General features: G+C 73.5%; 19 protein-coding genes. 12 read left to right on the top strand and 7 right to left on the bottom strand.

What is annotated here, in order from left to right; all coding sequences use genetic code 11:
* Nucleotides 1–356: 356 nt before the first annotated feature.
* The 4 genes from AC0QU1_RS18555 to AC0QU1_RS18540 all read left to right on the top strand — a co-directional run bounded on the left by AC0QU1_RS18555 (nucleotide 357) and on the right by AC0QU1_RS18540 (nucleotide 6,753).
* Entirely contained in the window at nucleotides 357–1,310 is a 954-nt protein-coding gene (locus AC0QU1_RS18555) for a phosphotransferase family protein (RefSeq protein WP_483571443.1), read from the top strand.
* Nucleotides 1,311–1,862: 552 nt separating this feature from the next.
* Nucleotides 1,863–2,750, top strand: a complete 888-nt coding sequence (locus AC0QU1_RS18550) for a hypothetical protein (protein WP_483571441.1) — start codon at nucleotides 1,863–1,865, stop codon at nucleotides 2,748–2,750.
* Between the two features lie 53 nt (nucleotides 2,751–2,803).
* Nucleotides 2,804–4,960 (top strand): dynamin family protein, encoded by a 2,157-nt coding sequence (locus tag AC0QU1_RS18545; RefSeq protein ID WP_483571439.1) that lies wholly within the window; start codon nucleotides 2,804–2,806, stop codon nucleotides 4,958–4,960.
* Nucleotides 4,957–6,753, top strand: a complete 1,797-nt coding sequence (locus AC0QU1_RS18540; protein ID WP_483571437.1) for a dynamin family protein — start codon at nucleotides 4,957–4,959, stop codon at nucleotides 6,751–6,753. Before AC0QU1_RS18545 ends, AC0QU1_RS18540 begins: the two co-directional genes overlap by 4 nt.
* A 46-nt stretch (nucleotides 6,754–6,799) precedes the next feature.
* Here AC0QU1_RS18540 and AC0QU1_RS18535 read toward each other — a convergent pair whose 3' ends face one another.
* On the bottom strand, nucleotides 6,800–7,450 hold the full coding sequence (locus AC0QU1_RS18535; protein ID WP_483571435.1) for a hypothetical protein: 651 nt from the start codon (nucleotides 7,448–7,450) through the stop codon (nucleotides 6,800–6,802).
* A gap of 206 nt (nucleotides 7,451–7,656) precedes the next feature.
* Between AC0QU1_RS18535 and AC0QU1_RS18530 the strand changes: the two genes are divergently transcribed.
* Nucleotides 7,657–8,157, top strand: a complete 501-nt coding sequence (locus tag AC0QU1_RS18530) for an acyl-CoA thioesterase (RefSeq protein ID WP_483571433.1) — start codon at nucleotides 7,657–7,659, stop codon at nucleotides 8,155–8,157.
* 22 nt (nucleotides 8,158–8,179) lie between these two features.
* On the opposite strand, the gene AC0QU1_RS18525 is transcribed toward AC0QU1_RS18530, so the two are convergent.
* Nucleotides 8,180–9,136 carry an acyl-CoA thioesterase gene (locus AC0QU1_RS18525; protein WP_483571431.1) on the bottom strand — a complete coding sequence of 319 codons (957 nt, stop codon included), beginning with the start codon at nucleotides 9,134–9,136 and terminating at the stop codon, nucleotides 8,180–8,182.
* A gap of 31 nt (nucleotides 9,137–9,167) precedes the next feature.
* Entirely contained in the window at nucleotides 9,168–9,551 is a 384-nt protein-coding gene (locus AC0QU1_RS18520) for a globin (protein ID WP_483571429.1), read from the bottom strand.
* Nucleotides 9,552–9,707: 156 nt separating this feature from the next.
* Between AC0QU1_RS18520 and AC0QU1_RS18515 the strand changes: the two genes are divergently transcribed.
* The 3 genes from AC0QU1_RS18515 to malQ all read left to right on the top strand — a co-directional run bounded on the left by AC0QU1_RS18515 (nucleotide 9,708) and on the right by malQ (nucleotide 13,588).
* Entirely contained in the window at nucleotides 9,708–9,956 is a 249-nt protein-coding gene (locus AC0QU1_RS18515) for a PTS sugar transporter subunit IIB (protein ID WP_483571427.1), read from the top strand.
* A gap of 159 nt (nucleotides 9,957–10,115) precedes the next feature.
* The gene (locus AC0QU1_RS18510; RefSeq protein ID WP_483571425.1) at nucleotides 10,116–11,195 is read left to right on the top strand and encodes a mechanosensitive ion channel family protein; all 1,080 of its coding nucleotides are present in this window, start codon (nucleotides 10,116–10,118) and stop codon (nucleotides 11,193–11,195) included.
* 152 nt (nucleotides 11,196–11,347) lie between these two features.
* On the top strand, nucleotides 11,348–13,588 hold the full coding sequence (gene malQ, locus AC0QU1_RS18505) for a 4-alpha-glucanotransferase (RefSeq protein ID WP_483576732.1): 2,241 nt from the start codon (nucleotides 11,348–11,350) through the stop codon (nucleotides 13,586–13,588).
* A 72-nt stretch (nucleotides 13,589–13,660) separates the two neighbouring features.
* On the opposite strand, the gene AC0QU1_RS18500 is transcribed toward malQ, so the two are convergent.
* On the bottom strand, nucleotides 13,661–14,614 hold the full coding sequence (locus AC0QU1_RS18500) for a hypothetical protein (RefSeq protein ID WP_483571423.1): 954 nt from the start codon (nucleotides 14,612–14,614) through the stop codon (nucleotides 13,661–13,663).
* 207 nt (nucleotides 14,615–14,821) lie between these two features.
* Here AC0QU1_RS18500 and pepN point away from each other — a divergent pair, with 207 nt between their 5' ends.
* Nucleotides 14,822–17,383, top strand: a complete 2,562-nt coding sequence (pepN, locus tag AC0QU1_RS18495) for an aminopeptidase N (protein WP_483571421.1) — start codon at nucleotides 14,822–14,824, stop codon at nucleotides 17,381–17,383.
* Between the two features lie 258 nt (nucleotides 17,384–17,641).
* Here pepN and AC0QU1_RS18490 read toward each other — a convergent pair whose 3' ends face one another.
* The gene (locus AC0QU1_RS18490; RefSeq protein ID WP_483571419.1) at nucleotides 17,642–19,768 is read right to left on the bottom strand and encodes a M13 family metallopeptidase; all 2,127 of its coding nucleotides are present in this window, start codon (nucleotides 19,766–19,768) and stop codon (nucleotides 17,642–17,644) included.
* A 64-nt stretch (nucleotides 19,769–19,832) separates the two neighbouring features.
* Here AC0QU1_RS18490 and AC0QU1_RS18485 point away from each other — a divergent pair, with 64 nt between their 5' ends.
* Both AC0QU1_RS18485 and AC0QU1_RS18480 read left to right on the top strand, forming a co-directional pair.
* Complete coding sequence (locus tag AC0QU1_RS18485; RefSeq protein WP_483571417.1) at nucleotides 19,833–20,285, top strand: ribose-5-phosphate isomerase; 453 nt, start codon at nucleotides 19,833–19,835, stop codon at nucleotides 20,283–20,285.
* Nucleotides 20,278–21,552, top strand: a complete 1,275-nt coding sequence (locus AC0QU1_RS18480; RefSeq protein WP_483571415.1) for an Fpg/Nei family DNA glycosylase — start codon at nucleotides 20,278–20,280, stop codon at nucleotides 21,550–21,552. The genes AC0QU1_RS18485 and AC0QU1_RS18480 overlap by 8 nt, the downstream gene beginning before the upstream one ends.
* Here AC0QU1_RS18480 and AC0QU1_RS18475 read toward each other — a convergent pair.
* Both AC0QU1_RS18475 and AC0QU1_RS18470 read right to left on the bottom strand, forming a co-directional pair.
* The gene (locus AC0QU1_RS18475; RefSeq protein WP_483571413.1) at nucleotides 21,543–22,523 is read right to left on the bottom strand and encodes a phosphotransferase family protein; all 981 of its coding nucleotides are present in this window, start codon (nucleotides 22,521–22,523) and stop codon (nucleotides 21,543–21,545) included. The two genes, AC0QU1_RS18480 and AC0QU1_RS18475, sit on opposite strands and share 10 nt — an antisense overlap.
* Complete coding sequence (locus tag AC0QU1_RS18470; RefSeq protein WP_483571411.1) at nucleotides 22,523–23,839, bottom strand: GNAT family N-acetyltransferase; 1,317 nt, start codon at nucleotides 23,837–23,839, stop codon at nucleotides 22,523–22,525. The genes AC0QU1_RS18475 and AC0QU1_RS18470 overlap by 1 nt, the downstream gene beginning before the upstream one ends.
* A 76-nt stretch (nucleotides 23,840–23,915) precedes the next feature.
* On the opposite strand from AC0QU1_RS18470, the gene AC0QU1_RS18465 reads away from it, so the two are divergent.
* Nucleotides 23,916–24,368: an MGMT family protein gene (locus AC0QU1_RS18465; RefSeq protein WP_483571409.1), complete on the top strand. Its 453-nt coding sequence runs from the start codon at nucleotides 23,916–23,918 to the stop codon at nucleotides 24,366–24,368.
* Nucleotides 24,369–24,494 lie beyond the last annotated feature (126 nt).

Below are 24,494 nucleotides of genomic sequence, written 5' to 3'. Positions count from 1 at the left end.
TTGGTCGTTGGGCCGGGTGTCGAGCCGAAGGTTACTCGTCAGGCCGGGTGTCGAACCGAAAGTTAGTCGTCGATCGTGGGCTGGATCGACGATTAACTTTCGGTTCGGCGCCTACTCTGGCGAGTAACGTGCGGTTCGGCGACCAGCCTCACCGGTAACCTGCGGTTCGGCGACCAGCTTCACCAGTAACCTGCGGTTCGGCGGCAGAGCGCCGGCCTCGCAGGGTGCGGTTCGAAGGCGTGGGCCGCAGGTGTGTCCCGGCCGGTGGATCAGCCGAAGTTTCCCAGCTCGGTAAAACTGGACGAAATCACCAGGTTATCCTTGCCCGATTTGGGCGGGTCCGACAAGATGCCGCAGTGAGCCCAGCCCTACGACCCGGGTGGCGTGACCTTCCGCCCTCGCTGCGAGACCGCATCACCGAGCTGCTCGGCGCGCGCGTGATCGCCGACAGATCCATCGGTGACCCGGGCATCCTGCCGGGCGCGCAGTTCCAGGTGCAGACGACGAGCGGCGACACGTTCGTCCGAGCGCTGGGCACGGAGAAACCCGACCTGCTCGCGGTGCTGCGGCAGGAGATCGAGCTCTCGCCGCTGCTGCCCGACGCCGCGCCGAGCCCCGAGCTCGAGTGGTCCCTGGACGAGGTGTTCCCGAACGTCGGCACCTGGGTGGCGATCGGCTACTCGATGCGGGCGAAGCTGCGGCCGGTCGACCTGTCGTGGCCCGAGGAGGACGTCGCGGGCATGGTCGAGCTGGCGCGGCGGATCGGCGAGGTCGAGGCGCCTGACCATCCGATCTTCCAGCCGGAGGTCGAGGTGTTCCCCACGGACTCGTGGGAGATCCTCGCGGACAAGCGGCCGGCCGGGCTGGCGAACCACTCGCCCTGGCTCGCGGGCCGGCTGGAGGGTCTCGCGGAGATCACCGCGCACGCCAAGGACGCCATGTCCGGCACCAGCCTGCAGCACGGCACGCTGCGCGTGGCCAACGTGGTGCTGCCTGCCGCGCCGGGCGAGAAGGCGATCGCCATGGACTGGATCCGGGGCAGCGTCGGGGCGCCCTTCCTAGACCTGGTCTCGATGCTGCTGCACATCCGGACCAACGACGGGCCGCCGCCCGAGGCCACGCTGCGTCGGTACGGCCTGCCGCCCGGCACGGACGACGACGCCGTGACCTGCTGGATCGCGGTGCTCGCCGGCCACTACGTGAAGTCGTCGATCGAGCCGCCGCCGGCCGACACGCCCGGGCTGCGCTCCTACCACCACCGGCTGGCCCTGGCCGCCGTGTCGTGGCTGCAGACCCGGCTCGGCTTCTGACCTGGCTCGGCTTCTGACCTGGCTCGGCTTCTGACCTGGCTCGGCTTCTGACCTGGCTCGGCTTCTGACCTGGCTCGGCTTCTGACCTGGCTCGGCTTCTGACCTGGCTCGGCTTCTGACCTGGCTCGGCTTCTGACCTGGCTCGGCTTCTGACCTGGCTCGGCTTCTGACCTGGCTCGGCTTCTGACCTGGCTCGGCTTCTGACCTGGCTCGGCTTCTGACCTGGCTCGGCTTCTGACCTGGCTCGGCTTCTGACCCGGCTCGGCTTCTGACCCGGCTCGGCTTCTGACCTGGCCCGGCTTCTGACCTGGCCCGGCTTCTGACCCGGCCCGGCTTCTGACCCGGCCCGGCTTCTGACCCGACCCGGCTTCTGACCCGGCCCGGCTTCTCACCCGGTCGGGTTTCTGACCCGGCCGGGCTGCGGGTGCAACCCACGCGGCCCCGTCACCCGGATTGTGGTTTGCGGGCGAAACCCGGGTTGGGCACACTCCGGCCATGAGCGCTGTACGGCGGCCGGCCTGGTCCGATCTCCCCCCTTCTGTCCGTTCCCGCGTGAGCGAGACCATGGGCGGCCGGGTGATCGGGTCCGCCCCGATGAGCGGGACCGAGGAGTCCGGGCCGCTGGAGGTGCTGCAGACGGCGGTGGGCCGGTCGATAGTCCGTGCGGTGGGGCCGGAGGCCCCGGTGACGCAGGACCGGATGGCCGCGGAGGCGGCGTCGGTGGCGATGCTGCCCGACGAGATCCCGAGCCTGCCGCGCGAGTGGTTCGTCGACGAGGTGCTGCCGGGTGCGGGCCGCTGGGTGGTGCTCGGCTACCGCAACGAGCCCATCCGCCCGCCGCACGACCCCTGGGACGAGGCGGACCTCGCGGCGGCGGTCGAGCTCGCCATCCAGATCGGCACGAGCGAGGCGCCCGTCGACCTGCCCGAGACGGTAGACGTCGTCGACGTCGGGGCGTGGGCCACCATCGCCGCCGAGCGGCCCGCCGGGCTCTCGGCCTTCACGCCGTGGCTGTCCGACAAGATCGAGCACCTCGCGGACATCGCGAGCTACGCCCACGAGGCGATGGCGGGCAAGAACCTGGTGCACGGCGCGCTGCGCCGGGAGTCGATCCTGATCACCGACCACGGCTGGGACGCGACCAGCGCCTCCGCGGTCGACTGGTTCATGCCGTCCCGCGGTGCGTCGTTCCTCGACGTCGTGCTGCTGCTGCCGTACCTCCGGGCCGACGGCGCGCCGCCGCCCGAGGCGGTGCTGGACCGGCACCCGCTCGTCGACGTCGACGCCGAGGCGCTCACCTGCGCGGTCACCGTCGTCGCGGGTGCGCTGGTGCTCGAGTCGATGCGGCCGCCCGAGCGGGGTGTGCCGCACGGCCGGGCCGTGCAGCGCGAGGTGGCGCACGCGGCCATCGACTGGCTGCGCACGCGTCTCAAGAGCTGACTTTTCACCCCGCGAGTGCGCCTGACCTGGGCGTCTGCGGCAGACTGTGCCTCATGACCGATAAGCCCGACGGCGCCGCGACATCGGGCGTCCCGGAGCCGGCGCCGGGTCCTGAGCCGGCCGAGCGGCCCGGCCGTGAGGCGGCCGAGCCCGGCCCGGAGCCGGCCGGCACGCCCGGCCTTGAGCGGGCTGACGCGCCCAGTCTTGAGCGGGCTGACGTGCCCGACCCCGAACCGGCCGAGCGGCCCGGTCCCGTCCCGGCCGGCCCGGCCGGGACGCCCGCCGACGAGTCCCGCCTCACCGCCGCCCTGGAGATGCTCCGGGCCCGGCTCGGCGCGCTGCGGCTGCCGCTGGAGACCACGGGCGCCGAACCGGCCCGCACGGACCTGCGCCGGGCCACGGACCAGCTCGACGACTACCTGCTGCCGCGGCTGCGTGCGCAGAAGGCGCCGCTGCTCGTGGTGGTCGGCGGGTCGACGGGGGCGGGCAAGTCGACCCTGGTGAACTCGGTGCTGGGCGAGCGGGTCACGCAGCCGGGCGTGCTGCGGCCCACCACCAAGGCGCCGGTGCTGGTGCACCACCCGCTGGATGCCCGCTGGTTCTCCACGGACCGGGTGCTGCCGGGCCTGGCGCGCGTGACGGCGTCGGGCGGACCGGGGGCCGGGAACCCGTGGCAGAGCGCGGCGCAGGGAACGCCGGCCGAGCCCTCCCGCACGCTGCGGCTCGTGGCGAGCGACGCGCTGCCGAAGGGCCTCGCGCTGCTGGACGCGCCGGACATCGACTCGGTGGACACCGCCAACCGCGAGCTCGCCGCGCAGCTCCTCGGCGCGGCCGACCTGTGGCTGTTCGTCACGACGGCGGCGCGCTACGCCGACGCCGTGCCGTGGGACCTGCTGCTGCAGGCCGCCGGCCGCAAGGCGCAGGTGGCGATGGTGCTGGACCGCGTGGACCCGGGTGCCGAGGCCACGGCGGACGACCTGCGCGACATGATGGTGGAGCACGGCCTGGCCGAGAGCCCGCTGTTCATCATCCCGGAGGGCGACTTGACCGACGGTCTGCTGCCGGAGGACGGCGTCTCCGACGTGTCGCGCTGGCTCACCGGGCTGGGCGGCGACCTCCAGGCCCGCACGCGGGTCATCGCGGCGACCCGCGACGGCGTCGTGGACTCCCTGGTGGCGCGCGCGTCCGCCCTGGCAGACGCCGCCGACGAGCAGGAGGCCGCCGACGAGCGGCTGCGCCACGTGGTGGACCGCGCCTACGCGGACGCCGTCGCGCACGTGACCGCTGCGACGTCGGACGGCGCGCTGCTGCGCGGCGAGGTGCTCGCCCGCTGGCAGGACTTCGTGGGCACCGGCGAGTTCTTCCGGGCGGTCGAGGAGGGCATCGGCCGGTTCCGGGACGCGGTGACCGCGTTCTTTCGTGGCAAGCCCAGGGCGGCGCCCCAGGTGGAGCAGGCGATCGCCCACGGCCTGGAGTCGGTGGTGCTCGACGCAGCGGAGGAGGCCGCCGAGCGCTCCTACCAGGCCTGGCGCGGCGACCCCGCCGGCGCAGCGCTGCTGGAGGGCCTCGAGCTGTCGCGGACGCCGGCGGCGCTGCGCGCCGAGGTGGGCGGGCAGATCCGCGGCTGGCAGGGCGACGTGCTGGAGCTCGTGCGCGAGCAGGGCGAGTCCAAGCGGGGCAAGGCCCGTGCGCTGTCGTTCGGCGTGAACGGCCTGGGCGTGGCGCTGATGATCTTCGTGTTCGCCTCGACGGGCGGGCTCACGGGCATCGAGGTGGGCATAGCGGGCGGCTCTGCGGTGCTGGCCCAGCGGCTGCTGGAGGCCGTGTTCGGCGAGGACGCCGTGCGGCGCCTCGCCGTGCAGGCGCGCGACCGGCTGCGGGCTCGCATCCAGGCCGTGGTGGACGGGCAGGCCGCCCGGTACACGGCGCAGCTCGACGCGCTCGGCTCGGCCGAGGCGGGCGGGGCGGGCCTGCGTGCGGCCGCGGCCGCCGTCGCCGAGGCCGCCGCGGCCGAGCGGCGCGCGCGCGGACGTGCGGACGCCGGGCCCGACGCCGGCGCACCGGCCGAGGACCTCACCGACAGCCGCGGGCTGCGCGGCGTCCGTGCGAAGGCGACCGCCGAGGGTCTGGCGGACGGGCGCACCGACCTCGCCGACGGCTCGGGCCGGAAGAGCTTCTGGCGGCGGCTGTTCGGGGAGGGCGGCCGATGAGCCGGCTCGACCTGGCCGACCGCACCACGGCCCTGGACACCGCGATCCGGGCCGCGGAGGGCCGCATCGAGCCGGCGCTGCTCGACGAGGCCCGCGCCGTCGTGACCAGGGCGCGCGAGCGCGGCGGGCTGTCCGCCGAGCACACCGTCGTGGCGCTGGCCGGCGCGACGGGGTCGGGCAAGTCGTCGGTGCTGAACGCGGTGGCGGGCTTCGCGATCGCGCAGCCCGGCGTGCGGCGCCCGACGACGTCGCACGCGATGGCCGCCGTCTGGGGCGACGGCGCCGACCCGCTCCTGGACTGGCTGGAGGTCGGACGGCGGCACCGGGTCGAGTCCCCGGCCGGCGCTGTCGACGAGGCTGTCGAGGCGGGGGTCCCGGCGGGCCAGACCGGGGTCCCGACGGGCGGCGGCTCGGGCGGCGGCCGCGGCCCCTTCCGCCGTCGGACCCCTGCGGGGGACACGACCGGACTGGTGCTGCTGGACCTGCCCGACCACGACTCGGTGGTCACGGAGCACCGCGTGCGCGCCGAGCGCCTGGTGCAGCGCGCCGACCTGCTGGTCTGGGTCGTGGACCCGCAGAAGTACGCGGACGCGGTGCTGCACGAGGGCTTCCTGCGCCCGCTCGCGGGCCGGGCCGAGGTGGTGCTCGTGGTGCTCAACCAGGCCGACCGCCTCACCTCGGACGAGACGTCCGCGATGCTCGCCGACCTCAAACGTCTGGTGGCCGACGACGGACTGGACGGCGCGCGGGTGCTCGCGGTGTCGGCCAAGACCGGGCAGGGCATGGACGAGCTCCGCGACCTGCTCCGGGCCGCGGCCGCCAAGCGCGAGGCGGCGACGGCCCGGCTCGCGGCGGACGAGCGGGCCGTGGCGCAGCGGATCGTCGACGAGTGCGGCACGCCGCCGCCGTCGCGCGCGGGAAGCCAGGCGCGCGGCGAGCTGGTGGCCGCGCTGGAGGACGCCGCGGGCGTGCCGACGGTGGTCGACGCCGTGCGCGCCTCCGCCCGGCGCGACGCCCGTGCGGCGACCGGCTGGCCGCTGACCCGCTGGGTCGGTCGGCTGCGCAGGGACCCGCTGCGGCGGCTCGGGCTGCGCACGGCGGACCGGGAGCAGCGCGCGCCGTCGGGCCGGGAGGATCTGCTGCGCACCTCGCTGCCGACGGCGCGGCCCGCCGTGCGGTCCACGGCGGCCTCCGCCGTGCGGCGCTACGTCGAGGAGGTGACGCGCGGCGTCGCCGACCCGTGGGTGCTCGCGGCACGTGCGCGGGCGCAGGCCGGCATCAACACGCTGCCCGACGCCCTCGACCAGGCGGTGGCGGCCACCCGCGTCGAGGCGTCCCGCCGCCCGGTGTGGTGGTCGCTGGTCAACGTGGTGCAGTGGTCGCTCGTGGCCGTGGTGGCGGCGGGCCTGCTGTGGCTGCTCGTGCTGTTCGGCTTCGCGTACCTGCAGCTCCCGCCGCTGCCGACGCCCGTGGTGACCCTGCCGACGTGGTCGGGCGACGACGGCGTCGTGTTCCCGGGGGCGCCCGAGCCGGGCGCCGGTCTCGACGTCGACCCCTTCCGGATCCCGTGGCCCACGCTCATGGTGCTCGGCGGGCTCGCGCTCGGCCTGCTGCTGGCCCTGGTCTGCCGCCTGTTCGGCGAGGTGGGTGCCAGGGGGCGGGCCATGGCCGCGCGGCGCAGACTGCGGCAGTCGGTGGGCAAGGTGGCGGACCGGCTCGTGCGGAAGCCGGTCGAGGAGGAGCTGTCCCAGCTCGCGAGCTGCCGGACGGCGGCTACGGTCGCCGCGAGCTGACGGCCGGCCGCAGCGGCCGGCCGCAGGAGGAGGGGCGCGACCGCGGCTAGGCGCCCAGCTCGGCCAGGCGGTCGCGGGCCGCGCTGATCGCCTGGCGGACCGCCTCGACCTCGTCGGGCGACGCGGCGACCTCGACCCGCTGCTCCAGGGCGCGGACGAACAGGGCGTGCGCCTCGCCGAGATAGGGCCTGGCCTGGTCGGCGTGGACGTCGAGCGCCTGGTCGTACCGGCACGTGCCCCACTGCTGCAGGGCCAGGAACTCGAGCCGGCGCGCGTGCTCGATGCTCGCGGCGTGCTCCTCGTGGTAGCGCGTCGTCTCGAGGGCCAGCCCGTACAGCAGGTCCGCCTCCGAGAACCGGTGCCGCCACTGCAGCACGTGCGCCAGCCGCAGCAGGGGCGCGACGGCGCGCAGCGGTACCTCGGCGGCATCCGCGTGGGCGGCCGCGGCGCCGTCTCCCGGCCCGCCGGCCAGGCTGACGGCGAGCCAGCCGAGCCGCTCGGCCTCGGCCAGCTCGGCCTCCGGGTCGTCCGCCTCGGGCGCGAGCGCGCGGGTGAGCGGTACCCGCACGGCGAGCACGTCCGGCGTATCGCGCCCCGGGTCCCGCGCCAGCTCGGCGAGATACGCCTGAGCCGCCGGGACGTCGTAGAACACCTCGTGCAGCGTGACCGGGTCGACGTAGTGCCTGGGCAGATCCACCGTTCCCCTGTTCCTCTGTTCCCCTGTGGCCGGACCGTTCCCCCGTAGCCGGAACTCGTCCCCTATGGCCAGCACCAGGCGGATGAACCTACCAATTCGGGCACGCCGAGGACCACTCGGCCCCTTGTGTCAGACGTGCAGGTCGGCCGGACGACCTGTACGTCTGACACAAGGTGGGCGGGATGCGGGCGGGGGAAGATAAGGGCATGACACGCCTCCACGTACCCGTCACGCTGCGCTGGTCCGACCTGGACGCCTACGCGCACGTCAACAACGTGGCGATGTTCCGGCTGCTGGAGGATGCCCGGATCACCGCCTTCTGGCAGCACCCGGAGGCGCCAAAGGGCGAGGCCTGGCCGACGGCGGTGGTGCCGACCGGGCCGGACGCCGACTCGCACACCCTCGTGGCGGCGCAGCGGATCGAGTACCTGCGGCCGCTGCTGTTCACCCGCACGCCGGTGCGCGTGGAGATGTGGCTGGGCCGGATCGGGGGCGCGAGCGCCGAGGTCTGTTATGAGGTGCACGACGGCGCCGCGGGCATGGCGCGGACCGGCCCGACGTCGGGCGGCAGGCCCTATGCCCGCGCGACCACCACGCTGGTGTTCGTCGATGCCGCCACGGACCGGCCGCGCCGGCTCAGCGAGGCCGAGCGGCTGGCGTGGAAGGAGTTCGAGGAGGAGCCGGTCGTGTTCCGGCACCGCGGGTAGTCCCGTTCGCCGGGACGGGGTACTACGCGGGCAGGCGGATCATGCCCTCCTGGCCCACCGAGGCCACGAGCGTGCCGTCCTGCCGGTAGACCTGCGCCGTGCCGAGGGCCCTGCCGCCCTGCGCGGTCGGTGAGGACTGGACGAACAGCATCCACTCGTCCACCCAGACGTCGCGGTGCCACCACATCCCGTGGTCGAGGCTGGCCATGGGCACGCCCGCGCCGACGTCCTGCCACGACTTGCCGGCGGCGCGCATCGCGGGCTCCAGCATGAGCTGGTCGCACGCGAAGGCCAACAGGGCGCGGTGCATGGACTGCTCCTTGATGCCCAGGGGCCGGCGTGTGCGCATCCAGACCATCTGGGTGGCCGGCGGCGTGCGGCCCTCGGCGACGGCGGCGTCCGGGTGCAGGTAGATCGAACCGCCCACGTGCCGCAGCTCGAACGCCGAGTCCGCCCAGAACTGGGCACGGACGTCTGCCCCCTCGGGCAGGCTGGCGAGCTCGTCGAACGCCGAGCCGACCTCGTCGGGTGCGGGGACGCCGTCGGGCATCGGCATGGTGTGCTCGTAGCCGGGCTGGTCCTCCTGGAAGGACGCGATCATCGACAGGATCGGCTTGCCGAACTGGATGGCGTGGGTGCGGCGGGCGCTGAACGAGCGCCCGTCCCGCAGGCGCTCCACGGGGAAGTCGATGGGCTCCTCGACGCGCCCCTCGCGCAGGAAGTAGCCGTGCAGCGAGTGGATCAGGCGGCCGTCGGGCACCGTGCGGTCGGCGGCGAGGATGGCCTGCGCGAGCACCTGGCCGCCGTAGGCGCGGTTAGCCGGCCCCGGCATGCTCGCGCCGCGCAGCACGTCCTCCTCGCCGCGCGGGCCCCAGCCCTCCAGGTGACGCAGGTCGAGCACCTCCAAGAGGCGGTCGAGCGCGTCAGGGGCGCGGTCCGGCGAGCGGCCGGGGGCCGGGTCAGGGCTGGTGGCGTCCACGAGCGGGCGTCTCCTTGTCGTTCCTGGTCAGTCAGTCGTCGAACGTGTTGATCATGCTGAAGGCGGCACGCTCCAGGTAGTCCCAGAGCTGCGACTCGTGGACGGGCGCGAGGTCGAGCGAGTCGACGGCGACCCGCATGTGCGCGAGCCAGCGGTCGCGGGCATCCGGGTTCACCTTGAACGGCATGTGCCGCATCCGCAGGCGCGGGTGCCCGCGCTGCGCCGAGTAGGTCGTGGGGCCGCCCCAGTACTGCTCGAGGAACATCGTCAGCCGCTCCTTGGCCGGCCCCAGGTCCTGCTCCGGGTACATCGGGCGCAGCACCGGGTCGTCCGCGACGCCGTCGTAAAACACGTCGACGAGGCGCACGAACGTGTCGTGGCCGCCGACGGCGTCGAAGAAGGAGTCCTGTGTCACGTCCGTCATCCTGCCACCCGACTCGGACAGCGACCATGACGGTCTTGGTGAAACACAGTCTCGTGTGAGCAAGTCGACAATAACCCGGGCGAAAGGCTTGCCTGCCCGGATAGGCTGAGGCGAAACCTGCAGCGACGCACGGTGGGAGTTGAGAGCATGACCAAGGCTGACCAGATTCTCGCGGCACTCGGGGGAACCTCGAACGTCGTCGAGCTGGAACCGTGCATCACCCGGCTCCGGGTGGAGGTGAGCGACCCGGCTCTTGTGGACGAGCCGGCGCTGAAGTCGTCGGGGGCGTTCGGTGTGGTCCGGTCCGGCAGGGTGGTCCAGGTGATCGTGGGCCCGGAGGCGGACAACCTCGCGGCAGAGCTCGACACGCTCCGGGTGGCGACCCCGAAGGCGTGACGTGGGCGGGCCCGGAGGCACCCGGGCCCGTGACCCGCCTCACCCTGGTGCTGCCGCCTGCGACCCCGGCGCGAACGGGCTGTGAAGGTCGCGCAGGAGTCCGTCAGACCCGGCCGGTGATGTCCGGTCCGGGCCTCGGACCCGAGTAGGTTGGCAGCCGTGTTCGAGTCTCTTGCCGCCACCATGTCCGACAGCGCAGAGGGCTTCTGGGTCTGGTTCGCCGACCGGCCCCTGAAGATCATCCTGATTCTTGTCATCGGCCTGGTCACCATCGGCGTGCTGCGGCGCGTCGTCACCGCCCTCACCGAACGCATCGCCACCGGCCAGAAGCCGCGGCCGGTGGTAGAGCGCGCCACCGGTCCCGTCGGCACCACCACGGGCGGCGTCCCGCAGACCACCGGGGACGCAATGCCCGGCACCGTGCCCGGCGCGGCGTCCGGCGGAAGGACGAAGCGGCGGCGCAAGAACGTGCTGATGTCGCCGCAGATTTTGGCCGACGCCCTGGGCGCCGTCACCCCGCGTGCCGCCGAGCGGCGCGCCCAGCGGGCGCGGACCGTCGGCTCGGTGCTGAACTCCTCGGTCAACATCGTGATCGGCACCATCATGGTGCTCTCGCTCATGCAGGTCCTCGGCTGGAACGTCGCGCCGCTGCTGGCATCGGCCGGTGTGGTGGGCGTCGCGCTCGGCTTCGGCGCCCAGAGCCTGGTCAAGGACTTCATCTCGGGCGTCTTCCTGCTCATCGAGGACCAGTTCGGCGTGGGCGACAACGTGGACCTCGGGGCCGGCGTCGTCGGCACCGTCGAGGCGATGGGGCTGCGTCTCACCCAGGTGCGGGCGTTCGACGGCACGCTCTGGTACGTCCGCAACGGCGAGATCCTGCGCGCCGGCAACCGCACCCAGGAGTGGAGCCGCGCGGTGGCGGAGGTGCAGGTCCCGCTCGGCACCGACGTCGACGCCGTGCGGGCGGCGCTCGGCCGCGCCGTCGACCGGGTGAAGGACGATCGCGAGCTGGCCGACAGCCTCCTGGAGACGCCGTCGGTGCGCGGTGTCGACGCCGTCGACCAGGCGGGCCTCGTGTTCACGCTGCACGCCCAGGTGCGCCCGGCCCAGCAGTGGGCCGTCGCCCGGTCGCTGCGCGTCGCGGCGCACGCCGAGCTGCTCAACGCTGGCATCGTCGCGCGGTCGGCGCCCGTTGCCTTCGACGAGCACGTCGCCGGGGACACCCCTGGCGTGAGCTGACGACGGCGGTCCGGCCCGGTCGGGCCTGAGGTCGCCGCCGTCCGGAGGGCCGGAGCGGGACGAACTACGCGCCCGGCCGTCGGATATCAGGCTCGGTTGCGCCCGATCGGCGCTGGTAGATGGCAAGATCTTTCCTTGTGACCGACGAACCGATGACCGGGTCCGCCCCAGAGGGCTCCACCGTGCCGCCGGAACTGGCCGAGCTGGCGGCCGTGCACGGCGTGCAGTGCGAGTACACCGACCACGACGGCCGCCTGCAGCAGGTCAGCACCTCGACGCTCGTCGCGGTGCTCGAAGCGCTCGGCGTGCAGGCGTCGACCCCAGGGGCCGTCGCGGCGAGCCTCGACCGCGCCCGCGACGACGCGTGGCGCGCGATGCTCCCGCCGACGATCGTGACCCGGGAGGGCACCCAGGTGCAGGTCCCTGTGCACGTGGCCGACGGCGCAGAGGTGACGGCCTGGGTCGAGCTCGAGCAGGCCGAGACGCCCGCCGTGCCGGCCAGCGCGACGCCGTGGCGTGTGACCACGCCGCAGGGTGCTCCGACGGGCTCGTTCGCCGCGGTGCGGCGCACCCGGGTCCCGCTGCGCCAGGCCGACGTCTACACCGAGCCGCGCACCGTCGACAGCCGCAAGGTCGGCCGGGCGACGTTCACCCTGCCCGACAACCTGCCGCTCGGCTGGCACACGCTGCACGCAGAGTCCGGCGGGCAGACGGCGCAGACCCCGCTCGTGGTGACCCCCGCGCGGCTGGAGCTGCGCAAGAAGATCACCCGCAAGCAGGCGTGGGGCTTCATGGTCCAGCTCTACTCCGTGCGGTCCAAGGACTCGTGGGGCATCGGGGACCTCGCCGACCTGGGTGACCTCGCCTGGCAGACGGCGCACAACGGTGGGGCCGACTTCGTGGCGGTCAACCCGCTGCACGCCACCGAGCCGGTGTCGCCGCTGACCCCCAGCCCGTACCTGCCGACGTCGCGCCGGTTCATGTCGCCGCTGTACATCCGGGTCGAGGACATCCGCGAGACGGCCTACCTCTCGGCCGCCGACCGCTCGCTCGTCGAGTGGGCCGCCGAGCCGGTCCGGGAGCTGTCCGAGGACTCGGGGCCCATCGACCGCGACGCCGTCTGGGAGGCCAAGAAGGCGGCGCTCGAGGTCGTGTACACGGCGCAGCGCTCGGCGGCCCGGCAGACCGCGTTCGACGAGTTCGTGCTGGCGCAGGGCAGGGGCCTGGTCGACTTCGCGACCTGGTGCGCCATCACCGAGCACCTCGACGGCAGGGACTGGCCGACCGAGCTGGCCGACCCGAGCCTGTCCGGCGTCACGACGCTGCGCAACGCCCTGGCCGACCGCGTGCAGTTCTACTGCTGGCTGCAGTGGGTGGCCGACGAGCAGCTCCGCGCCGCGCACCGGGCGGGGCTCGACGCCGGCATGCGGCTGGGCGTGCTGAAGGATCTCGCCGTCGGCTCGTCCCCGGACGGCGCGGACGCCTGGGCCGACGCCGCCGTCCTCGCCCGCGGCGTGTCCGTGGGCGCCCCGCCGGACATGTACAACCAGCAGGGCCAGAACTGGTCGCAGCCGCCGTGGCACCCGCGGGCGCTCGCGAAGGCGGGGTACGCGCCCTACCGCGAGATGCTCCGGACCGTGCTGCGGCACTGCGGCGCGCTGCGCATCGACCACGTGCTCGGGCTGTTCCGCCTGTGGTGGATCCCCGGGGGCGCGCGGGCGTCGGCGGGCGCGTACGTCACCTACGACCACGAGGCCATGGTCGGCATCCTGTGCCTGGAGGCGCAGCGCGCCGGGGTGGTCGTCATCGGCGAGGACCTCGGCACGTTCGAGCCCTGGGTCCGCGACTACCTCGCGGAGCGCGGCGTGCTCGGCACGTCGGTGCTGCTCTTCGAGCGGGACGACGCCGGGGCGCCCGTCGAGCCGGAGGCCTACCGCAGCGCGGCGCTGGCCACGGTGACCACCCACGACCTGCCGCCGACGGCCGGGTACCTCGCCGGGGAGCACGTGGACCTGCGGGAGCGGCTCGGGCTGCTCACGGAGGACCCGACGGTGCTGCGCGCGCGGGCCCGCGCGGAGCGCGACTCGCTCGTCGAGGCGCTGTCCCGCCGCGGCCTGACCACGTTCGACCCGTCGGAGCGCGAGCTCGTCGAGGGGCTGCACCGCTACCTCAAGGACACGCCGTCCGCGCTGGTCGGGGTGTACCTGACCGACGCGGTGGGCGAGCGGCGCGCCCAGAACCAGCCGGGGACCGACACCGAGTACCCGAACTGGAAGGTGCCGCTCGCGGACTCGGCCGGCAGGGTGGTGCTGCTGGAGGACCTGTTCGGCAACGCCCGCCTGCGGTCGCTGGTCGGGGTCATGAACGAGGAGGACCCGGAGCAGCCTGCCTAGCGCGGCCCGGCCGGTCAGTGATCGCTGACCGGCCGGGTGCCGCGCGCGGCGTCGCGCCTCCTCAGCCCGGCGTCACGCCTCGCCGATGCCCGCGCGGGCGATGGAGAAGCCGCTGCCGGTCGCGTTGGCGACGCAGGTCATGCCGGTCTCCGCGCTGGAGCAGGTGAAGTCGTGCGCCCGCTTGGACTCGCCGTAGTTCAGGACCGCGATGTTGCCGCCCGCCTTCTTGGGCTGGTCCTGCTTGGCCACGCACGGCTGCGTCACGTTGCCGTTCGGGTCGACCTTCGCGATGTAGCCGGAGGCGCCGCCGCAGGACGCGTCGGGCGCGGGCTTCTGGTCGAGCTGCGCGATGCCGCAGGTGGCGGCCTCCGCCGAGATCGTGCACGTGATGTTCAGCGACGGCGCCGCGAACGTCTCGACGCCCGCTCCGCCGTCGGTCTCCAGGCCCTCCTCGGCCTCGGGCTGGACGGACTCCTCCGCGGCCGGCGTCTCCCCGCCCGCCGTCGAGCCGTCGGGGGCGCTGTAGAGGTTGATGGCGAACACGATCGCGGCGATCACGAGCACCACGTCCAGGGCGATGAACGCGATCCAGCCGGGGCTGAGCTTCCTGCGCTCCGGTTCGGGCTGGTAGGCGCCCGCCGGCGCGTAGACGGGCTGGCCGTACTGGTCGTAGCCCTGCGGCTGGTACGCCGGCTGGGCGTAACCCTGCTGGGGCTGCGGGTAACCCTGCTGGTACTGCTGCGGGGGGTAGTACTGCTGCGGCATCCCCTGCTCGGCGCCGCCGTTGTGCACCGACTGGACCACCGGGGCACCCGGCGCGGCGGGCGCGGGCGTCACGGCCTGCGAGAACTGGTTGGCGGGGGAGATGGCGGGAGGCATCCGGGTCGACGCGGACACGCGCTGCACCGGCGCCTGCTGGACAGGCGTCGGTGTGGTGGCCGGGTGCTGCTCCTGGGTCGGGGCACCGGGCTCGTCGGAGGCGCCACCGCCGGGCGGCGGCGGTGGCGGCGGCACTGTGCCGGACATCAGGCGACTCCCTTAGTTCAAACTGGTCAGTCTGGGCGACCGCGGTCGATCGTACACAAAGGCGTTACTCGCTGTTACTCCTGCGTGGCATGATCGACGAGTCGTCGCAGGTAGTTCACAGATCGGACGACAAGCCAACCGAAAAGGCGCGTCCACAGGACGCGCGGGGCGCCTCCGGCGCCCCCGACAGACAGACGTGGAGGGCCCGTGCCCGGAGAGAACCTGACCCGCGCCGAAGCGGTCGAACGAGCCGGCGTGGTATCGGTCGAGTCGTACGAGATCGCGCTGGATCTGACCACCGGCCCGGAGACGTTCGCCTCCGCCACGACCGTGCGCTTCACCGCCACAGAGGGCGCATCGACGTTCATCGACCTGGTCGCGCCGGCGGTGCGGTCGGTGGTGCTGAACGGCCGTGAGCTGGACCCCGGCGCCGTGTTCGCCGACTCGCGCATCACCCTCGACGGGCTGGCCGCCGACAACGAGCTCGTCGTCGTCGCCGACTGCGCCTACACGAACACGGGCGAGGGCCTGCACCGCTTTGTGGACCCGGTGGACGGCGAGGTCTACCTGTACACGCAGTTCGAGGTGCCGGACGCACGCCGGGTGTTCGCCTGCTTCGAGCAGCCGGACCTCAAGTCCACGTTCCAGTTCACCGTGACGGCGCCCGCCGCGTGGGAGGTGGTGAGCAACGAGCCGACGCCGGAGCCGGTCGCCGCCCAGCACGCCACCGACGCCGACGTCGAGGCCGCGACCTGGGCGTTCGAGCCCACCGGCCGCATCTCGACCTACATCACGGCGCTCGTGGCCGGCCCGTACGCGGTGGTCCGCTCGTCGCTGACGTCGTCGGACGGCCGGGAGATCCCACTTGGCGCGTTCTGCCGCAGGTCGCTGTCGGAGCACTTCGACGCGGACTACATCTTCTCCAAGACCCGGCAGGGCTTCGAGTTCTACGAGTCCACGTTCGGCGTGCCGTACCCGTTCACCAAGTACGACCAGCTCTTCGTGCCCGAGTACAACATGGGCGCCATGGAGAACGCGGGCTGCGTGACCTTCACGGAGTCGTACGTGTTCCGCTCCAAGGTGACCGAGGCGGTGCGCGAGCGCCGCGTGGTGACCATCCTGCACGAGCTGGCGCACATGTGGTTCGGCGACCTGGTGACCATGAAGTGGTGGAACGACCTGTGGCTCAACGAGTCGTTCGCCGAGTACGCCTCGACGCTCGCCACGGCGGAGGCCACCGAGTGGGACGCGGCGTGGACCACGTTCTCCGCGATGGAGAAGTCCTGGGCCTACCGGCAGGACCAGCTCCCGTCCACGCACCCGATCGTCGGAGAGATCAAGGACCTGGAGGACGTCCAGGTCAACTTCGACGGCATCACCTACGCCAAGGGCGCCTCCGTGCTCAAGCAGCTCGTGGCCTGGGTGGGGCGCGACGCGTTCGTCGCGGGCGTCTCGGCCTACTTCCGCAAGCACGCGTGGGGCAACACCGAGCTGCCCGACCTGCTCACCGAGCTCGAGACCACCAGCGGCCGCGACCTCAAGGCGTGGTCGAAGCTCTGGCTGGAGACCGCCGGCGTGAACACGCTGCGCCCGATCATCGAGACCGACAGCCACGGGCGCATCATGTCGTTCGTCGTCGAGCAGACGGCGCCCGCCGAGTGGCCCACCATCCGCCCGCACCGCCTCGGCATCGGCTTCTACAGCCTGTCCGACGACGGCGAGCTCGTGCGCACCCACTTCGTCGAGGTCGACGTCGACGGGCCGCGGACCGACGTGTCCGAGCTGGTCGAGCTCGACCGGCCGGCCCTCGTGCTGCTCAACGACGAGGACCTCGCGTACGCGAAGATCCGCCTCGACTCCGCGTCGCTCGCCGTCGCGCTCAAGCACCTGGGCGACATCGCCGACCCGCTGGCCCGGTCGCTGGTGTGGGGCTCGGTCTGGGACGCGGTGCGCGACGGCGAGGTGCCGGCGTCCGACTACGTACGCCTCGTGCTGGGCGGCATCGCCCGCGAGACCGAGTCGACCACGCTCCGCACCACGCTCAACCAGATGGTGCTCGCGGCCAAGCAGTACGTGGCGCCGGCCAAGCGCACGGAGACGATCGCCCACGTGGGCGACACGCTCTGGGCTCTGGTCGGCGACGCGGCCGCCGGCTCGGACACGCAGTTCCAGCTCGTCAAGTTCTTCGCGCACGTGGCGTCGACGCCGGAGCACGTGGCGACCCTGTCCGGGCTGCTCGACGGCTCCGTGACGCTCGACGGGCTGGAGATCGACACCGACCTGCGGTGGGAGCTGCTGGAGGGCCTGGTGCTCAACGGCGCCGCGGGCGACGCGGAGATCGACACCACGCTCGCCGCCGACGACACCGCGACGGGCCACCAGTCCGCCGCCCGGGCGCGGGCCGCCAAGCCGACGGTCGAGGACAAGCTGGCCGCGCTGACCTCCGTGGTGGACGCCGACGTACCCAACGCGATCATCCGGAACACCGGTCTCGGGTTCGTGCACGTGAACGACCCGGCCGCGCTCGCCAGCGTCGTGGAGCCGTACCTGGACGCGGTGCTGAAGGTGTGGAACGGGCGGTCGTACCACATCGCCGAGGAGATCATCGAGGGCTTCTACCCGGCGCCGCTGGCCTCGCCGGAGCTGCGGGACGCGACGGCCGCGTGGCTGGACGCGAACGCCGACGCCGCCCCGGCCCTGCGCCGGCTCGTGGTGGAGGCCCTCGCCGGCACCGACCGCGCCCTGCGGGCCCAGGCCGCGGACTCCTGACGGCGCTCGGCAGCCGGGGCTGACGGCGCTCGGCCGGCGGGCCCGACGGCAGGTCGGCCGGGAGCGAGGGGCGAGGGGACGGAACCAGAGACCGTCCGTCCGCTCGCCTGCCGGCGGTCGAACCAGCGAGCAGTCCCTCTCGGGGAGAAACGCCTCGCGGGGGTCGGTTGCTCTGCGTAGACATCATCTACGCAGAGCAACCGACCCCCGCGAGGCGTTTCTCCCCGGACGTCCTCAGGTGCGACGTTCCCTCGGACGTCACCAGATGCGGACGCGCTCCTCTTCGGGGAGGTACAGGGCGTCCCCGGGCTGGACGTCGTACGTCGTGTAGAACTCGTCCACGTTGCGCACCACGCCGTTGCAGCGGAACTCGTTGGGGGAGTGCGGGTCCGTCGCGAGGCGGCGCAGCACCTCCTCGTCGCGGCCCTTGGACTGCCACACCTGGGCCCAGCCGAGGAAGATCCGCTCCAGGGCCGTGAGCCCGTCCACGACGGGCGCCTCCTCCAGGGGCCTGCCGAGCGCGATGCGGTAGGCCTTGATGGCGATCGACAGCCCGCCGAGGTCGCCGATGTTCTCGCCGATGGTCAGGCTCCCGTTGACGTGCACGTCCTCGGCGGCCTTGGCGTCGCCGTCGTCCGTGCCGGCGCCGTTGTTCGCGCCGCTGCTGTCGCTCGCGCCGGTCTTTCCGGCGTCGCCGTTGCTCGCGCCGTCGCCCTCGCCCGTGGGCGCGCCGTCGCCGACGGCGGACGGGAGCTGGGCCGGGCGGAACTGGTCGTACTGCGCCACCAGCGCGCCCGTGCGCTTCTCGAACTCGGCGCGGTCGACGTCGGTCCACCAGTCCTCGAGGCGGCCGTCGCCGTCGTACTTGGAGCCCTGGTCGTCGAACCCGTGGCCGATCTCGTGCCCGATGACGCCGCCGATCCCGCCGAAGTTCACGGCGTCGTCGGCGTCCGGGTCGAAGAACGGGGGCTGCAGGATCGCCGCGGGGAACACGATCTCGTTCATGCCCGGGTTGTAGTACGCGTTGACGGTCTGGGGCGTCATGAACCACTCGTCGCGGTCGAGCGGCTTGCCGATCTTCGCGAGCTCGTAGTCCTGGTCGAACGCGTTGGACCGCCGGACGTTGCCCACCAGGTCGGCGGCGTCCACCTCCAGCCCGGAGTAGTCGCGCCAGCGCACCGGGTAGCCCACCTTCGGGGTGAACTTCTCCAGCTTGGCCAGGGCCTTCGTCTTGGTCTCCTCGGTCATCCAGTCGAGACCCTTGATCGACTCGCGGTAGGCCTCGACCAGCGCGGCCACGAGGCGGTCCATCTTCGCCTTGTGCGCGGGCGGGAAGTGCCGGGCCACGTACTCCGCGCCGACGGCCTCGCCGAGCGCGCCCTCCACGAGCGCAACGCCGCGCTTCCAGCGCTCGCGCACCTCCTGCGCGCCGGTCAGGGCGCGGCCGTAGAAGTCGAAGTTGGCCTCGACCACCTCGTCGGTCAGGTAGGGCGCCCGGGCGCTGACCACGTGGAACGTCATCCAGAGCTGCCAGTCGAGCAGCGACAGCTCGCGCCACAGCGCGGCGAAGCCGGTCGCGAACTCCGGCTCGCGCACCACGAGGTGGTCGAACGCGCCGTCCTCGCCGCGCGCTCCGGGAACGCCCAGCGCCTCGGCCCAGGCGACCCAGTCGAAGCCGGGCGCCGACTCGACGAGGTCGGCGAGCGTCATCGGGTTGTAGGTGAGCGTGGCGTCGCGGTCCTTGACGACGTCCCAGTGGTGGCCGGCGAGCCGCTTCTCCAGCTCGTAGACGCGGGCCGCGGCGTCGTCGCACGAGATGCCCCAGGTCTCGTCGACCTTCGCGAAGCGCAGCATCCTGGCCACGTGCGGCACGTACTTCTTGCGCAGCGGGGCGTACTGCTCCTCGCGGTAGTACGCCTCGTCGGGCAGGCCGAGCCCGGACTGCCGCAGGTAGACGACGTACTTCTCCGGGTCGGTCGCGTCGTTGTCCACCCAGAACCGCACGGCCGCAGCGGCTCCTGAGCGCTGGAGCGTGCCCAGCGCGCGGGTCAGGTCCGCGAGGTTCGCGGCGTCCCGGATCAGGGCGAAGTCCGCCTCCAGCGGCGTGGTGCCCAGCTCCGCTGTGCGGTCGGTGTCCATGAAGCTCGCGTACAGGTCGCCGATCTTCGACCCGGCGGGCGCGTCCTGGATGATCTCGCGGACGTGCACCTCCGCCTGGTCGTAGAGGGCTCGGAACGCACCGTCCATGGCGCGGTCGGCGGGGATCTCGTGTGCGTCGATCCACCGTCCGTTGACGTGGCGGTACAGGTCGTCCTGCGGGCGGGTTGCGGGATCGAGCGCGTCGAGGTCGATCCCCGACGTGAGTCCCGTGGCGTCGGTGGTCATTGCGCCAGCGTACGCAACGTGGCCGCGTACACCAGGAAGAAGCGCATGGGGAACAATGGAGACCATGCGTCTCCACATCGCCGCCGACCATGCCGGGTACGACCTCAAGCAGCACCTGGTGCAGTTCCTCACCACGGCAGGGCACGAGGTGATCGACCACGGCGCCCACGAGCTCGACCCTCAGGACGACTACCCCGCCTTCTGCATCTCCGCCGGCGAGGCCGTCGTGGCGGAGCCGGGCTCGCTCGGCATCGTGATCGGCGGCTCCGGCAACGGCGAGCAGATCGCCGCGAACAAGGTCGCCGGCGTCCGGGCCGTGCTCGCCTGGTCGCTGGAGACCGCGCGGCTGGGCCGCCAGCACAACGACGCGAACGTGATCGCCGTCGGCGGGCGCATGCACTCCGTGGCGGAGGCGACGTCGTTCGTCGAGGCGTTCGTGGCCGAGCCGTTCAGCGGCGACGCACGGCACCAGCGCCGCATCGACCAGCTCGCGGACTACGAGAGCAAGCGTGCCTGAGGGGCACACCGTCCACCGCCTCGCGCGGGCGTTCACCACGCTGTACGCGGGCCAGGTGCTGCGGGTGACCAGCCCGCAGGGCCGGTTCGCCGACGGCGCCGCCGTGCTCGACGGCCGCCGCCTGGTCGCGAGCGAGGCGTGGGGCAAGCAGCTCTTCCTGGGCTTCGCCCCGGCCGCCGGCCCGGGCACGGTCGCCGCGGACGACGTCCTGTGGCTGCGCACGCACCTCGGGCTCTACGGCGCGTGGACGTTCGCGGGCGCGCCGGACGCGCCGGAGGTGGCACACGCGATCGGCGCGCCCCGGCGCCGGATCGGCGAGCGGGAGTCGGTGCCGGCGCCGACACCGACGTCGGCCGTCGGTGTGTCCGAAAGACCTGCCGCTGACGCGTCGGAAGAACCGGCCGTTGGTCTGGCAGCGGGCCCGGCCGCTGGTGTGTCCGAAAGATCTGTCGTCGGCGCGTCGGAAGAGCTGGCCGTTGGTCTGGCGGAGAGGCCGGCGTCCGGTGTGTCGCCCCGTGTGTCAGAAGGACCGGCCACGCCTCCTGCGTCTGACCCGTGGGAGGTGCCGGAGCCGCGCGGGCAGGTACGGGTGCGGCTGCTCGGCGAGCACGCCGTCGCCGACCTCACCGGCCCGGCGGCGTGCGAGGTGATCACGGCCGCCGAGAAGACGGCGGTCGAGGCGCGGTTGGGCCCCGATCCCATCCGGGACGACGGCGACGTCGAGGCCTTCGTGGCAGCGGTCGGCCGGTCCCGGGTGACGATCGGGCAGCAGCTCATGGACCAGGCGGTCGTCGCGGGGGTCGGGAACATCTACCGCGCCGAGGCCCTGTTCCGCGCGGGCGTCGACCCGCTGCGGGCGGGCCGCGACGTGCCCGCCGCGACGGTCCGCGCGATCTGGGACGACCTGGTGGTGCTCATGCGCGACGGCGCCGGCCGGGGCGCGATCGTCACCACGCGCCCGGAGCACCGGGGAGCCGCGCGGGTGGGATCGCCGGGGGAGGCCGGCCCTCGCCCCGGGGACGACGGCTCACGTCCTGCGGTGACCGGCCCGCCGTCGCCGTCGGGCAGGACCGGCCCGCCGCCGCCGTCGGGCAGCCGCGCGCGGACCCGGCAGAACACGGACGGCGACCCGGGCGCCGTCCCCTCCGACCAGGCGTTCTACGTGTACCACCGCGACGGCCTGCCGTGCCGGGTCTGTGGATCGCCGGTGCTGGTCAAGGAGCTGGCGGGCCGCAACCTGTTCTGGTGCGGTACCTGTCAGACCTGATCCGCTGCCACCTCGTCGAGCACCCGGGCGAGGTGTCGCGCCGGGGCCTCGCCCCAGTCGGCCCATTCGGCGTCGGACGCCTCGCCGAGGGCGTCCCACCAGGACGACGACCGGTTGACCGCGTGGGTCACCGCGGCGGCCCGCAGCAGCTCGTCGAGCGCGCCGACGTCCGCCGGCACGCCCCACTCCGCGAGGAACGCGGCCTGGACGGGTGCCCAGGGCACCCGGCCGTCGTGCTCCACGACAGCGCGCGGCACCATGAGCGTCTCGAGCGGGTGGGCCCACTGGGCGTCGCCGAAGTCGAAGACGCGCAACGCGCCGTCGACCGCGAAGACGTTGCCGGGGTGCAGGTCCCCGTGCTGCAGCGACACCGGGAAGGGACCAGCGGCCAGTGTGCGGGCGGCCTTCTCCACGACCGGGTGCGCGTCGCGCAGGCCCGCCGCGACATCGTCCGCGAGGCGCGCGGGGTGGCCGGGCGGGAGCGCGGTGAGGCGGTCCAGCATCGCGCCGAACCGGTCCGCCGTGCCCTGCGGCGAGCGGTCGGGCAGGCCGGTGTCTCGCATCTCGTCCGCGTGCTCCGCGACGGCCCGCTGGAGCCGGGCCCAGGTCCGCAGCACCGAGGCCCAGTCGTCCGGGCCGGGTTCGTGCGCATCGGCCAGCGTGGCGCCGCGGTCGGCGGTGAGCATCCAGCCCCGCTCCGGCACGACGGCGACCGGCGTGTCCACCTCGTGCGGCATCTGGCGCGCCAGCAGGGACTGGAGCCCGGGCTCGAACGTCATGGCCGCGCAGCCCGCCTTGAACCACAGGCGTCCGCCGGTGGTCTCGACCACGAGCTGCGTCGACCACGGCCGCACGCGCGGCTGGGCGACCGACGTCACCTCGTGCCCGCGCCCCGCGACGACGTCGGCCAGGCACCCGCGGACCTCGGCGTGCCAGGCCTCGCCGGTGACCACCGCGGAGAACGCGGGCATCAGAACACCCACGACGAGCCCGGGGCGACCGGCCAGCCGAAGGCCGCGCTCGCCCGGGCCAGGACGCCGGGCCGCTGCCCAGGGCGAGGGTGGGAGGTGACCAGCCCCGCGGCGGCCAGCGCCGCGAGCGACTTCCCACCCAGGTAGGCGGCGCCCAGCTCACGCACGTCCAGCGACAGCTCGGGCGCCTCGAACTCCGGGTCGACGCGCTCCACCGACGCCGGCCCGAACGCCTCGGCCCGCAGCCGGTAGACCCCGGCGTTGGCGGGCAGGCGGGAGTCGGTCACGGCGAGCGTGACGTCGACGTCGGCCGCGTACCGGCGTCCGCCGAGCGCCCCTGCCACGTCGACCAGCCGGACCCACAGGTTGTCCGGCGTGCGCGGGGCTGCGGCACGCAGGTTCACCAGGAGCTGTGTGACGACGTCGTCCACGGGCAGCAGGAACGGGCTGATCTCGTTCGTCAGGTCGAGGTCGATCAGCGTGCCCCAGAGCGCGCGTGCCGCCGCGGCGTCGAGCGCGACGACCTCACCGGCGCTGACGTGCCCGCGCGGCCCGGTGGGCTCCCAGCTCAGCCTGCGGCGGAAGGTCACGTAGCCGCGCGGCTCGCCGTCGAGCTCGACGACGATGATGCGCCGCGACTCGCGGCCGTCGCGGTGGATGGGCGCGTCGTCCCAGTGGACGGCCTGCAGCTCCTCGGTCTCGCGCGTGACCCAGCCGGGCCGGTTGAGGCCGGGCACACCCGTCGGGGCGGCGCCGGCCGTGCGGTGCAGGCGGTCGACGAGGGCGCCGTGCTTCTCGCGCGTGGCAACCTCGACCCGGACCGTGTGCCGCTCGGCCCCCGGCACGTCCCGCAGGGCCGCGCCACGCGGGATGTCCAGGCGCAGGTCGTCGGCGGCATGGCCGTAGCCGAACCGGCCGTAGATCGGCGCCTCCGCCGCGAACAGCGCGCTGAGCGCCTCGCCCCGCTCGGCGCAGCGGGCCAGGTGCAGGTCGATCATCGCGGTCAGCAGGCCGCGGCGGCGGTGCTGCGGATGCACACCCACCCAGGTCAGGCCCGCTGTCGGCAGCTCGGCGCCGGGCACCGGAAAGTGCTCGAACGGGTAGGAGGCGTGCAGCGCGGCCAGGCCGTCGAGGCCGTCCGCCTCGATCGCGACGGCGCGCTCCCAGGTCAGCGGGGACGGCGTGGCGTCGATGTCGTCGTGCGCGTTGCCCGTGGGGAACGCCCAGGTGTCCAGCTCGGTCACGAGGCGCTGGTCGTCGTGGGTCAGCGTGCGCCAGCGGTATCCCGCCGGCAGGTCGATCGGGGGAAGGGCCATGCGTCGATCGTCGCATCCGTGGACAAGCGGATATCGGTCCGACGGCGTGTCAGTGTCCGCGTCTACGATCGCAGCCGTGACCGAACCTCCGCCCGGACCCCAGCTCACCGACGTCGACGAGTACGCCCGCGCCGTGCTCGACGTCGTCCTGCGCATCCCCTCCGGCCGCGCGATGACCTACGGGCTGATCGCGGAGATCGTCGGCGAGCGGCTCGGCCGCGGCGGGCCGCGCCAGGTGGGGAGCGTGATGGCCGGATCGGGGGACAGGTACGCCCATCTGGTCCCGGACGACGGCGGGGACCTTGACGGCGTCGACCTCGACGGCGGGGCGGGGTCGGAGGGTGTGCGGGTCCCGTGGTGGCGCGTGGTCAACGCGGCCGGATCGCCTCCCCAGCGACATCTGACCGAGGCGCTGGACGCGCTGCGCGCGGAGGGCTGTCCCCTGTCTGGCGACGGGCGCCGCGTGAACCTGCGGCGCGCGGTCTGGTTCCCGGAGGACGACGACGAGCCGGTGCGTGACGGCCGGTGAGGGGTCGGTCGCGGGTGCGGCGTCGTGACCAATCGGGCGTCGTGATCAACCAACGTGACTGACCAAACGTGACCGACCAAAGGGAGTACCGCGCAAGGGGCACTGCGCCACGAGGCCACGCAGGTG

Source organism: Promicromonospora noduliphila (assembly GCF_056951025.1).
The sequence above is the reverse complement of the archived record's forward strand: the minus strand, read 5'-3'. Positions and strand labels throughout refer to the sequence as shown.

Bases quoted from the DNA above. Each gene is read 5' to 3' on its own strand.
- AC0QU1_RS18545 (WP_483571439.1), top strand. From the start codon at position 2,804: ATGACCGATAAGCCCGACGGCGCCGCGACATCGGGCGTCCCGGAGCCG.
- AC0QU1_RS18540 (WP_483571437.1), top strand. From the start codon at position 4,957: ATGAGCCGGCTCGACCTGGCCGACCGCACCACGGCCCTGGACACCGCG.
- AC0QU1_RS18530 (WP_483571433.1), top strand. From the start codon at position 7,657: ATGACACGCCTCCACGTACCCGTCACGCTGCGCTGGTCCGACCTGGAC.
- AC0QU1_RS18515 (WP_483571427.1), top strand. From the start codon at position 9,708: ATGACCAAGGCTGACCAGATTCTCGCGGCACTCGGGGGAACCTCGAAC.
- malQ (WP_483576732.1), top strand. From the start codon at position 11,348: ATGACCGGGTCCGCCCCAGAGGGCTCCACCGTGCCGCCGGAACTGGCC.
- AC0QU1_RS18500 (WP_483571423.1), bottom strand. From the start codon at position 14,614: ATGTCCGGCACAGTGCCGCCGCCACCGCCGCCGCCCGGCGGTGGCGCC.
- AC0QU1_RS18490 (WP_483571419.1), bottom strand. From the start codon at position 19,768: ATGACCACCGACGCCACGGGACTCACGTCGGGGATCGACCTCGACGCG.
- AC0QU1_RS18485 (WP_483571417.1), top strand. From the start codon at position 19,833: ATGCGTCTCCACATCGCCGCCGACCATGCCGGGTACGACCTCAAGCAG.
- AC0QU1_RS18475 (WP_483571413.1), bottom strand. From the start codon at position 22,523: ATGCCCGCGTTCTCCGCGGTGGTCACCGGCGAGGCCTGGCACGCCGAG.
- AC0QU1_RS18470 (WP_483571411.1), bottom strand. From the start codon at position 23,839: ATGGCCCTTCCCCCGATCGACCTGCCGGCGGGATACCGCTGGCGCACG.